Genomic DNA, 10,481 nt, shown 5'->3' on the forward strand with positions numbered 1-10,481 from the left:
GGGGTGGGTCAGTAGTTGTGGTGGATCTGCCAGTAGGCCCAGGCCTGGTTGGGGCTGCCGTAGCGGCTGTTCATGTAGTCGTAGGTCCACTTGATCTGGGTGGTGGCGTTGGTCTGCCAGTCGGCGCCGGCGGAGGCCATCTTGTTGCCGGGCAGGGCCTGGCCCAGGCCGTAGGCGCCGGAGCTGGGGTTGGTGGCGGTGACGTTCCAGCCGCTTTCGTGGCTGATGATCTGGTCGAAGGAGGCGAGCTGGTCGGCGGGCACGATGCTCGCGGCGATGGCCTGGGGGGTGGCCGGGGCGGCGGAGGCGGCGGTGGGGACGACGGCGGCGCCGATCGCGACGATGCCGATGCCGGAGGCGAGCAGGGCGGCGGACTTGCGCATGCGGGTGGAGATCACGGGCATGTGGGAGTTCGACCTCAATCAGGTGGGGCACCTGGCCCCCCGAAGGTGGTCCGTAGGCGCTGCGGCCTCACGGTCCAGGGGGGTTCGGTACCGGGGCAGCCTCACCAGGGAGTGTGGCTGCCGATTCGGGAGTCACGACACCGGACCGGAGGGTCCTGCGCCGCAACTGGCGACTGAGCCATTGTTAGCGGGCCCGGCGGCCCGCTCCAAGGACCCCTGATACGACGCCCGGTCGTAGCCGACCCACCCCCCGGCAGCCGCGCTACCCCCGCCCCGGACCGTCAAACCTCCCCCCACCCCACCCGGCCACACCACGCTGACCTGCGAAAACACCGAACACCCCGCCATCAGCCCCCGGCCGCCGGGCCAAACCCCAAAAGTCCGCTCGGCCGACTACTAGGGAGGGCAGGAGACGGTCGGGGCGCGTGAGCACCATCACGAGCCGGCTCGATCCGGGGCCCGTTTTCCACGCATTTGTCAGGGGATGTCGGTCACAATCCCTTGACTCCGCCGCCCCCGGGCGCTCGCGCCGCTCAGTCCCGGTCCCACCGCACGAGCTCGCTCCACCGGGCAGGAACTCGGCTCACTGCCGGTCGTCCGGTGCCAGGCCAGCGAACTGGGTGCTCCCCTCGGTGAGTGCCACCAGTACGCCGTCGTCCTTCATGTCTCCCCCTCCCGGCCCCCGTTCGTCCAGAAAGCTGTCAGTGGCCCCGGGGCCGGCCCCGGTTCGGCCGAACGTGCCCGAACGTATGCCCCGCGGGCCGGATCTGCGGACCGGATCCGCCGACCCGGAGTCCCGGCCGCAGGACGGATCGGGGACGTCCGGTGCGCCGCTGCGGCAGCTACGTCAACTGTCCTTTCGACAACGTTATCTGATCTCCCATCAGGGAATTCGTCCACGGTTCGACAACCAACCTTGCGTGAGCGTACGGCCGACTTCGCACAATCGGCCCAGCAGCACGGTGCATCGTTCCCATCCCCTGGTGCCGGTGCCACGATGACATGACCCGACGGCACCTCGGTCCGCGGGAATCTCCTTCCATAGAGAGGCGGTGTTTCTCATGCGTAACCACAGCGCTGGTCTTCGTCCGCGACTGGAGAAGGTCGTGAAGAAGGGCCGGTAACTCCGCGCCCTGAGACCCGTGAGCGCCGACCTTCCGCGGCGCTCACGGGTCCGCTCGGCCCAACCAGGACGGACGGAGAGAGCAGATGCAGGCGGTGCGGTCTTCCGGGGTCTCCGAAATGCCTTCCGAATCGGACTCCACAGCGCATTCCGGGATTGCGCATTCCGGGATTTCCGAGGCGCAGAACGGCCTGCTCGTGCTGCCGGTGGTGGACCCGCGGCTGCGCACCACGGCCCTGTGCCTCGCGGTCGGCTACGGCTCGCGCAATGATCCGGCGGAGCGCGGCGGCCTGGCCCATCTGCTCGAACACCTCGTGATGTCGGCGCCGCTCGCCGGCGGGCCCTCGCTCTGCGAGCGGGTGGAGCGCATGGGCGGCGAGGCCAATGCCGAGACCGGCCTCGAGCAGATGCTCTTCTACGCGCAGGTCCACGCCGACGATGCCGACGAGGTCGCCGAGCTGCTCTGCCGCGCCGTGCTGCGCGCCGAGTTCACCCAGCAGGCGCTGGACTCCGAGCGCGAGGTCGTGCTCCAGGAGCTGGCCGGCGCTGAGGCCGACCCGCAGGACGCGGTCCAGGACGCCATTCTGGCGGCGCTCTTCACCGGCCATCCGCTGGGCCGCCCGGTCGGCGGCACCGCCGAGCAGGTGCGCCGAACCACGCTCGCCGAGCTGACCGCGCACTACGACGCACGCTTCGTCACCAGCCCGATGGCCCTGGTCACCGCCGGTCCGCGGCCACTGAGCCCGGATCAGCCCGGCTACCAGAGTGCCCAGCCCGGCAGCCCCGCTCAGCCGGCCGCCCGACCCACCGCGTCGGCGTCCGGCCCGGCCGTGCTGCCACCCGTCACCGCCGCCGTGCCCGCCTGGCCGGCCGAGTACGCCTGGCTCTGCCTGGGCGCCCGCTCGCCCGCGCAGGGTGCACAGGCGCGGTACGCCTACAAACTGCTGGCGGCGCTGCTCGATTCGAGCGCCTCCTCGCTGCTCTACCGGAAACTGCGCAACGAGCACGGACTCGCCTACACCTTCCAGACCTGGGACCGCGGGTACACCGAGGCCGGCGCCTGGCGGGCGCTGATCGGCGTCGAGCCGGGAAACGCCGACCGGATCATCGAGGTGGCCCGCGAGGTGCTCGCGGACGTCGCGCAGCACGGGCCGTTGGAGGACGACCTTCGGGTGGCCCGGCGGCGCGCCGAAGTCGCGTTCCTGCAAGACGCGGACAACCCGCCGGAACTCGCCCGCCGGGCCGCCTCCCGCGCGCTCACCGACGGCTCGTCATGGTCGACCGAATGGGAGCTGGAACGCCTTCGGTCGGTCTCCGCCCAAGCCGTTTCCAGCGCGGCGAAAGACGTCCTGGAGAATCTCGTGGCCGTCGTCAGGCCGGAAGCATGAACACGAACGCAGCGCCGCACAAAGCGGCGAGTTTCGCCGCCTATATCGCCGAGGCGCGGGCGGCCGAATTGCTCTATTCGACGCTCGGCCGGCCCTATGTCGCCGGCGAGTTCGAGGATCCGATCGCCGGCGACCGGCACTGCCTGGTCGAGTACTGCGACCCGGGGCTGATCGCCGACCCCGAGCTGTTCGAGGTGCTGCGGTACGACCTGGTGGCCGCCTTCCCGGACTCCGGCCGCTTCACGCTGCGCACCCGCGGTGACTCCGGCCTGCCGGCGCCGTGGACCCGGGCGACGAGCTACCTGCGGTTCACCGGGCCGGCCCCGGTCACCGTCCCCGATCCGGCCGTCACGGTGCGCCCGTCTGCCGCGGCCCACGAGGCGCCCATCGAGGAGTGGCTCGTGCAGGCGTACCTGACGGGTTACCGGGAGGCCGGGCAATCCGCGCGGCTCGGGCAGGCACGGGCGATCGCGCGGGACATCGTCGCCTCGCCGCAGCGGCACTCCTTCGTGGCGTTCGCCGACGGGGCCCCGATCGGGCACCTCACCATGGTCGCCGGCGCGCAGGACGACCTCACCGGCGAGGAGTACATCGACCTGGTCGACATGCTCGTCGAACCGGGACCGCACGCCCGCGCGGCGCGCGCCGCGCTCACCGCGGCAGCCACCGTGCACGCCCGCGCCGCCGGGCAGGCGCTGCTCGGCAACGTCGTCCACCCGGTGGCCTCGGCTGCGGCCGAGCAGAGCATGGCGCGGCTGGCCTCGCTACGGGCCGCGGGCTGGGACCTCGACCACGCTGACTGGCGGTACCGGCCATGACCAGCACTGCGAATACGGGCACGAGCACGAGCACGAGCACGGCGACGATCGACCTCGAACTCTGCTACCGGCTCCTGGAGATCCCCGCGGACGACCCGCTCGGCGAGTCGCTGTGGGACCTGCTGCGCGCCGCCCGGGTCCGCGGCTGGTCGCTGCCGGTGCTGATCCTCTCGCTGCTGGAACGGGACGGCCACCCGATCGGCAGCGGCGCCGCCGACGAACTGCGCCGGATCCGCGCCCGCCGCGACAACTACGCCCAGGTCGCCGCGATCGTCGCGGCAACCGGGGCCGCAAGGGTCGTCAAGGGCCCCTCGCTGGCCCGGCACTACCCGCCCGGCGTGCTGCGCCCGGTCGGCGATCTCGACCTGATCGCGCCGGACGAGGAGCGGCTGTGGCAGGGCGTCGCGGTGGCTGCGGCGCACTGGCCGGACGCGGAGATCGAGCTGACGACGTTCGGCCACCCGCAGCGGCAACTGCTCGTCACGCTGCGCCGCCCCGCGGAGGACCCGCTGCTGGAACCCGACTACACGGTCGAGTTCTGCACCGCGGCCTTCGCCGGTGACCAGGCCGGGGTGGGCGTGCGCCCGGTGCTACCGGCCGATCCGGTGCTCGCCGATCTGCTCGCCGTCGCCGAGGAGCGGTTCCAACGGCCGTTCAAGGTAAAGGACTTGGTGGACGTCGCGGTGCTCGGCGGGATCGGGCTGCCGCCGGCCGCCGAACTGCTGGCCGGCGCGCGGGAGTACCGGCTCGCACCCGAGTTGCTCGAACTGCTCACGCTGGCGGGGGAGCAGCTGGACCTCGGAGCACTGGCCGACCTGCTCGACCCACTGCGCGAGGCGGCGGCCGCCGAAACGACTGCACGCGAGACGGCCGCACACGAGACAGCCGCACGCGAGACACCAGACGCCGCCGCCACCGAAGACGCCGCCCCCGCCGGCGGGCTGCTGCTGCGCCGCACCGACTGGCGCCCCGGCCTGGTGCCGGCCGTGCGCCTGGAGTTCGACGGCGGCGCCCTGCTCCGCACCCCCGTCGGCGACTACCTGATGGTCGGCCAGGAGATCGTCAGCCTCGACCTGTACGAGCGCGCTGTGACCGAACTGGACCGACTGGACGCCGACCAGGAGCAGGCCCGCCGATGACGATGACCCGGACAACCCCAACCGCCCCTGCCCGCGCGACTGCGCCCACTCCCACCGCGCCGGCCGCGCCGGCCGTCGCCATCACCGACCTGCGCCGCGTCTACGAACGCAAGGGCCAGTCGCCACGCACCGCGCTGGACGGCCTGAGCCTGGCCATCGAGCCGGGCGAGGTGCACGGCCTGCTCGGCCCCAACGGCGCCGGCAAGACCACGCTCTGCAAGATCCTCTCCACCGTCCTGCTCCCCACCTCCGGCACCGCCCACGTGCTCGGGCACGAGGTGGTCGCCGAGACCGACGCGGTGCGCCGCCTGATCGGCATCGTCTTCGGTGGCGAGCGCGGGCTGTACGGCCGGCTGACGGCCAGGCAGAACCTCGCCTACTGGTCCGCGCTCTACCGGCAGCCGCGCGCGCTCGGCAAGAGCCGCTCCGCCGAACTGCTGGCCCGGGTCGGCCTGGCGGACCGGGCCGACGAGCGGGTGGAGACCTTCTCGCGTGGCATGAAACAGCGCCTGCACCTGGCCCGCGGGCTGATCGGCGACCCCCGGGTGGTGATCCTGGACGAGCCGACCACCGGCATGGACCCGGTCGCCGCCCGCGACTTCCGCGAGCTGATCCACGAGCTGCGCGCCGAGCGCCGCACCGTGCTGATCACCACGCACGACATGGCCGAGGCCGAGGCGGTCTGCGACCGGGTCTCGCTGATCGACGGCGGCCGGCTGCTCGCCACCGAGGATCCGCGCACCATCGGCGGCTGGCTCTCCGCCTACGAGCGGGTGACGGCCGAGCAGGTGCCCGCCGCGACGGTCGCCGCGATCCGCGCGCTGCCCGGGGTCCGCGCGGTGACCCAGACCGGCGCCCCGACCACCGCATCCTCGGCCACCACATCCTCGACCAGTGCATCGTCCATCACCGTCGAGACCGAGGCCGAGGGCGCGGCGGGCCTGGTGCTCCAGACACTCGTCCAGGCCGGCATCACGTCGGTGTCGACCGGGCGCCCCACGCTCGAAGAGGTCTACCTGCACCTGATCGGCGACCGCGGTCTGGTGGTCCGATGATCGGGATCCTGCTCGGCGCCGGACGCTTCCAGGCCCTGATGCTGCGCGCCTCGCCGGCCAACCTGACGCCACTGGTCACCGTGCCGCTCTTCACCGTCGCACTGCTGTCGATCATGACGCACGCCGGCCGCTCCGACCTCGCACCGTACGCGGTGGTGGGCTCGACCGTGATGGCGATCTGGAACATGGCGCTGACCGTCTCCGGCGACATCATCGACTACGACCGCTCGCACGGCACGCTGGAGGCGACCATCGCCACCCCGGCGCCGCTCTCCGTGGTCGTGCTGGGGCGCACCACGACCGTGACGCTGATCAGCCTGCTCTCGCTGGTGGAGAGCGTGCTGGTCGCCCGGTTCGGCTTCGGGGTGGCCCTGCACGTGCCGCACGTGGCGCTCTTCCTCGCCGCGCTGCTGGTCACCGCGCTTGCCGTGACCGGCACCGCGACCGCGATGGCCGGCACCTTCGTGCTGGCCCGCTCGGCGCGCACCTTCCAGAACTCCCTCTCCTACCCGCTCTACCTGCTCAGCGGCGCGGTGGTGCCCACCGCGCTGCTGCCGGGCTGGCTGCAACCGGTGACCAAGGTGGTCTTCCTCTCCTGGTCCACCGCGCTGGTCCGGGACTGCCTGCGGGCCGGACCGGTCGGCAACGCCGTCCCGCGACTGCTCGTCGTGCTCGCGCTCGGCGCGGCCGCCTACGGCGCCGGGATGTGGATGCTCGCGACCATCCTGCGCCGGGTCCGGGCCACCGGGACGGTGAGCTACGCATGAGCCTCACGCCTCCAACCAGCCTGCCCGGCCCATCAACCAGCCTGCCCGGCCTGCCCGGCCTGCCCGGCCGCCTGACCGCTCGCCTGACGATCCGCGACGACGCCCGCGTGCTACGGCTCGCCGCGGTCAGCGCGCTGGCCGACCTGCGCGCGATCTACACCTGGAAGACCTGGCTGTTCGCCTGGCTCTCCCGGATCCTCTGCCAGGTCGCCTTCTTCGCGCTGATCGGGCGCCTGCTCGGCTCCACCACCCAGATCCACTACCTGCTGATCGGCAACGCGGTCTACGTGGCGACCCTGGTGGCGATGCTGGTCTGCGCCTCCACCGCTTGGGAGCGCCAGGCCGGCACCCTGCCGCTGCTGGTCGCGGCGCCCGCCCGTACGTTCACCGTCTTCGCCGGCCGCAGCGTCCAGTGGCTGCTGGACGGCACCGCCTGCGCCTGCGTCTCGCTCTTCGCGATCGGAGCGCTCTTCGGGCTGCGCTTCCCGCTGCCGGGCGCCCTGCTGGTGGTGCCGCTGATCGCCCTGGTCGCGCTCTCCAGCTACTGCTTCGGGCTGGTGCTCGCCGGACTGGCGCTGCGCCGCACCGGCCTGCGCAACCTGGTCGGCAACGTCGGCAGCCTCTGCCTGATGGTGCTCTGCGGCGTGCAGGTGCCGCCCTCGTACTGGCCCGGCCCGCTCCAGGCGGTCGCGGACGCGCTGCCGCTGCGGCACGGGCTGGCCGCGATCCGCGGCCTGCTGGACGGACGGCCGCTGGGCGCGGTGGCCGGCCAGATCGGCCTGGAGGCGGGCGTCGGGTTCGGCTGGCTGGTGGTCGCCGGCCTGACGTTCCGTCAGTTCGCCGAGAGCGGGCGCGCGGACGGATCGATCGAGTTCGGCGACTGAGCACGGGACAGACCGCAAGCACCCACGTACGGAGGAGAGAACCACAGATGCAAACGGCTACCACGCACGCCGCCGGCGACCTGCTGCGCGACGGCTACGCCCGGATCACGCTGCGCGACGGCGGGGTGCGCCTGCTGCACCGGGTCCTGGGCGAGAGCCGGCTGTTCTTCGGCCGGCCCGCCGAGTACAAGGAGCGCCACTCCAGCGCCGACTACAACTTCGGCTACCGCCCGCTGGGCCGCGAGTTCTCGGTCAGCGCCGACCGGCCCGACCTCAACGACTGCTTCACGCTCTGGGACGACCGGCTCGACCTGATCCCGCACTCCGCCGAGATCCCCGAACTGACCGAGGCGCTACTGGAGTGGCGCACGTACCTCGCCGCGATCGTCACCGAGACGGTGGGCGAGGTCGCGGCGCTGCTCGGCGGCCACCGCGCGCCGTCGTTCGAGTCGGCCTCCTACCTCCAGCTCAACAACTACGGCGTCGCCGACTCCGACCGCGACCTGCTGCAGGACCGCCACGAGGACGGGCACCTGCTCACCGCGATCCACACCACCGCGCCCGGCCTGGAACTCTGGCTGAACGGCGAGTGCCACCCGGTGCACACGGCCCCGAACGAGGTGCTGCTGATGCCCGGTTCGGTCTTCAGCGACCTGACCGGCGGCCAGGTCCCGGCGCTCTACCACCAGGTGCGCAACCTCCACCTGGCCGATCGCACCGCGCTGATGTACTTCGTCAACCCCGAGTTGAGCGAACCGGTGTACGCGTGGACCGCGCAGCCCGGCTCGGCGCCGGTGGACCTGCGCGACCGGATCCGCAGCAACCCTTCGATGTTCGGGCTCCCCGATGTTCCCGCGCTCTGAGCCCGCGCGGTCCGCGGCCCGGCGCCCCGGACCGTCCCCGCGCACCGGAACCCCGCGGCCCGCAACCCCACGCTCCGGATCCCCGCGCGCCGAGCGGACCGTCGTCATCGTCTGCTCCGGCGACGGCACCGGGCTGAACTTCACCCGCTCGCTCGCCCTGGCCGGCGGCTACCGGGTGATCGGCATCGACACCAACATCGAGGACTTCCACGCCAGCGAGGCCGACCGCAGGTACCTGGTCACCTGGCAGCGCGACGAGGAGCTGGTCGCGCAGGTCAACGAGATCGCCGACCGCGAGGCGGCCGACCTGGTCTACGTCGCGGACACCAGCCCCGAGCTGCTCGCGATCAGCGCCCACCGCGCCGCCGTCACGGCGCCGCTGCTGCTGCCCGACCCGGCCGACCACGTCCGGATGGAGGACAAGTGGGCCACCTTCGAGGCACTGCGCCGCGCCGGCCTCGCCGTGCCGGACTCGGTGCTGGTGAACGCGCCCCGGGACCTCGCGGCCATGATGAACCGGCACGGCCGGGTATGGATCCGCCGGGTCAGCGGCAGCGGCGGCGCCGGCTCGCTGGCCACCTCCTCCCTCCCGCTGGCCACCGCCTGGATCGACGAGCACGAGGGCTGGGGCAGGTTCACCGCCGCGCAGTGCCTCTCCGACCGCACGGCCACGCTCAGCGCGCTCTGGTACGACGGTGAGCTCGTCGCGTCCCAACTGCGCGAACGGGTCTCCTGGAAGTACTCCAGCCTGTCCGCCTCCGGCGTCACCGGCATCACCGGCGTGCAGCGCACCTTCTGGGATCCGGAGCTGCACGAGTTCGCGGAGGCCTGCGTGCGCGCGGTCAGCCGGCGCCCGCACGGGGTGATCGGCGTGGACTTCACCCGGGACGCGGCGGGCCGGCCGCTGCCGACCGAGGTGCAGCCGGCGCGCTTCTACTCCTCGATCCACTTCCTGGCCAGCCTCGGCCTCAACCTGCCCGACCAGTACTGCCGCCTCGCCATGGACGGCCTGGACGGCATCGACGGCACGGCCCGCGCCGAGGCCGCGCTGGTCAACCCGATCCGCGAGTGCCACTACTGGGTGAAGTCCGTCGACAAGCTGCCACAGCTGATGTCACCTGCGGAGTTCGCCGGTGAGTGACTGGACCCACGCCGACCTGAGCCGGTTCTGTGCGGCCGCCCGGCCCATCACCAAGGGAGCGCTGAACGACACCTACGCCGGGCAGCTCGGCGGGCGGCCGGTCTTCGTCCGGCACCGGATCCTGGACGACCCCGAGTTCGGCCAGACCTTCGCCGGCGAGCGCTACGCCCGCCCGTTGGTGGACACCCGGGTCCCGATCCCGGAGCTGCTCGCCGTGGTGCCGGACGAGGGCGGCCGGGAGCGGTACGCCGTCTTCGAGTTCGTCGACGGCGCCGAACCCGACTGGGACGCGCCCGCGGTGCTCCGCTCGCTCGCCGAACAGCTCGCGCTGGTCCACTCGGTGGCCGGCGACGGCTTCGGCAACCTCGGCAGTGCGACCGACCCGGGCAGCGCGCCGGGCTTCATCGAGGGGCTGCTGCGTCGCGAAATCGACCGCGCACCGGCGGAGTTCGGCTACGCCGCCGAGCTGGCCCCGGCCGCGGCCCGGTGGTTCACCGGCGAGCGGTCCTGCCTGTGCCACGGCGACGTCTGGCAGGGCAACTGGCTCAGCGACCGCGGCGGCACGCTCTGGGCGCTGGACTGGGAGGCCGCCCGGTTCCGGGTCGCCGCCGCCGACTTCAACCAGATGCAGGCGGGCTGGCTCTCGCCGGGCCAGCGCGCCATCGTGCTGACCCAGTACCTCGCGCTGACCGGCCGCGACCCCGGGGTGTTCGCCACACAGATCGCCGTGCTGCGCTTCCTGTGGCATCTGCGGACCTACAACTTCCAAGTCCTCGCGGCCCGGCAGCCACCCGCCCGGGCCCGCGCGCACCTGACCGCCGCCGCGGTCCTGCTCGACCGGATCGCCAACCAGCCGGCCACGTACGACGGAAGGCACTGACCATGCCCCAGCTCACACC

At 72.6% G+C, this 10,481-nt stretch carries 10 protein-coding genes; 9 read left to right on the forward strand and 1 reads right to left on the reverse strand.

Annotation, left to right across the window (positions count from 1 at the left end; translation table 11 throughout):
• Positions 1–8: 8 nt before the first annotated feature.
• Positions 9–404, reverse strand: coding sequence for an aggregation-promoting factor C-terminal-like domain-containing protein (locus tag AC060L_RS13535; protein WP_483798944.1), 396 nt, complete (start codon positions 402–404; stop codon positions 9–11).
• 1,242 nt (positions 405–1,646) lie between these two features.
• Here AC060L_RS13535 and AC060L_RS13540 point away from each other — a divergent pair.
• Genes AC060L_RS13540 through AC060L_RS13580 form a run of 9 tightly spaced genes read left to right on the forward strand, consistent with a single transcriptional unit; the run spans position 1,647 to position 10,462 of the window.
• Positions 1,647–2,915: a M16 family metallopeptidase gene (locus tag AC060L_RS13540; protein ID WP_483798945.1), complete on the forward strand. Its 1,269-nt coding sequence runs from the start codon at positions 1,647–1,649 to the stop codon at positions 2,913–2,915.
• Entirely contained in the window at positions 2,912–3,733 is an 822-nt protein-coding gene (locus AC060L_RS13545; protein ID WP_483798946.1) for a hypothetical protein, read from the forward strand. Before AC060L_RS13540 ends, AC060L_RS13545 begins: the two co-directional genes overlap by 4 nt.
• Positions 3,730–4,872, forward strand: a complete 1,143-nt coding sequence (locus AC060L_RS13550; RefSeq protein ID WP_483798947.1) for a nucleotidyltransferase family protein — start codon at positions 3,730–3,732, stop codon at positions 4,870–4,872. The genes AC060L_RS13545 and AC060L_RS13550 overlap by 4 nt, the downstream gene beginning before the upstream one ends.
• Positions 4,869–5,927, forward strand: coding sequence for an ABC transporter ATP-binding protein (locus tag AC060L_RS13555; RefSeq protein WP_483798948.1), 1,059 nt, complete (start codon positions 4,869–4,871; stop codon positions 5,925–5,927). Before AC060L_RS13550 ends, AC060L_RS13555 begins: the two co-directional genes overlap by 4 nt.
• Positions 5,924–6,694 (forward strand): ABC transporter permease, encoded by a 771-nt coding sequence (locus AC060L_RS13560; RefSeq protein WP_483798949.1) that lies wholly within the window; start codon positions 5,924–5,926, stop codon positions 6,692–6,694. Before AC060L_RS13555 ends, AC060L_RS13560 begins: the two co-directional genes overlap by 4 nt.
• Entirely contained in the window at positions 6,691–7,578 is an 888-nt protein-coding gene (locus AC060L_RS13565; RefSeq protein WP_483798950.1) for an ABC transporter permease, read from the forward strand. Before AC060L_RS13560 ends, AC060L_RS13565 begins: the two co-directional genes overlap by 4 nt.
• 47 nt (positions 7,579–7,625) lie before the next feature.
• The gene (locus AC060L_RS13570; protein ID WP_483798951.1) at positions 7,626–8,441 is read left to right on the forward strand and encodes a 2-oxoglutarate and iron-dependent oxygenase domain-containing protein; all 816 of its coding nucleotides are present in this window, start codon (positions 7,626–7,628) and stop codon (positions 8,439–8,441) included.
• Positions 8,425–9,582 carry an ATP-grasp domain-containing protein gene (locus AC060L_RS13575; RefSeq protein WP_483798952.1) on the forward strand — a complete coding sequence of 386 codons (1,158 nt, stop codon included), beginning with the start codon at positions 8,425–8,427 and terminating at the stop codon, positions 9,580–9,582. Before AC060L_RS13570 ends, AC060L_RS13575 begins: the two co-directional genes overlap by 17 nt.
• A complete protein-coding gene (locus AC060L_RS13580) occupies positions 9,575–10,462 on the forward strand; it encodes a phosphotransferase family protein (protein WP_483798953.1) in 888 nt (295 codons plus the stop codon). The genes AC060L_RS13575 and AC060L_RS13580 overlap by 8 nt, the downstream gene beginning before the upstream one ends.
• The last annotated feature ends 19 nt before the right edge of the window (positions 10,463–10,481 follow it).

The organism is Kitasatospora sp. NEAU-69, from assembly GCF_057158765.1.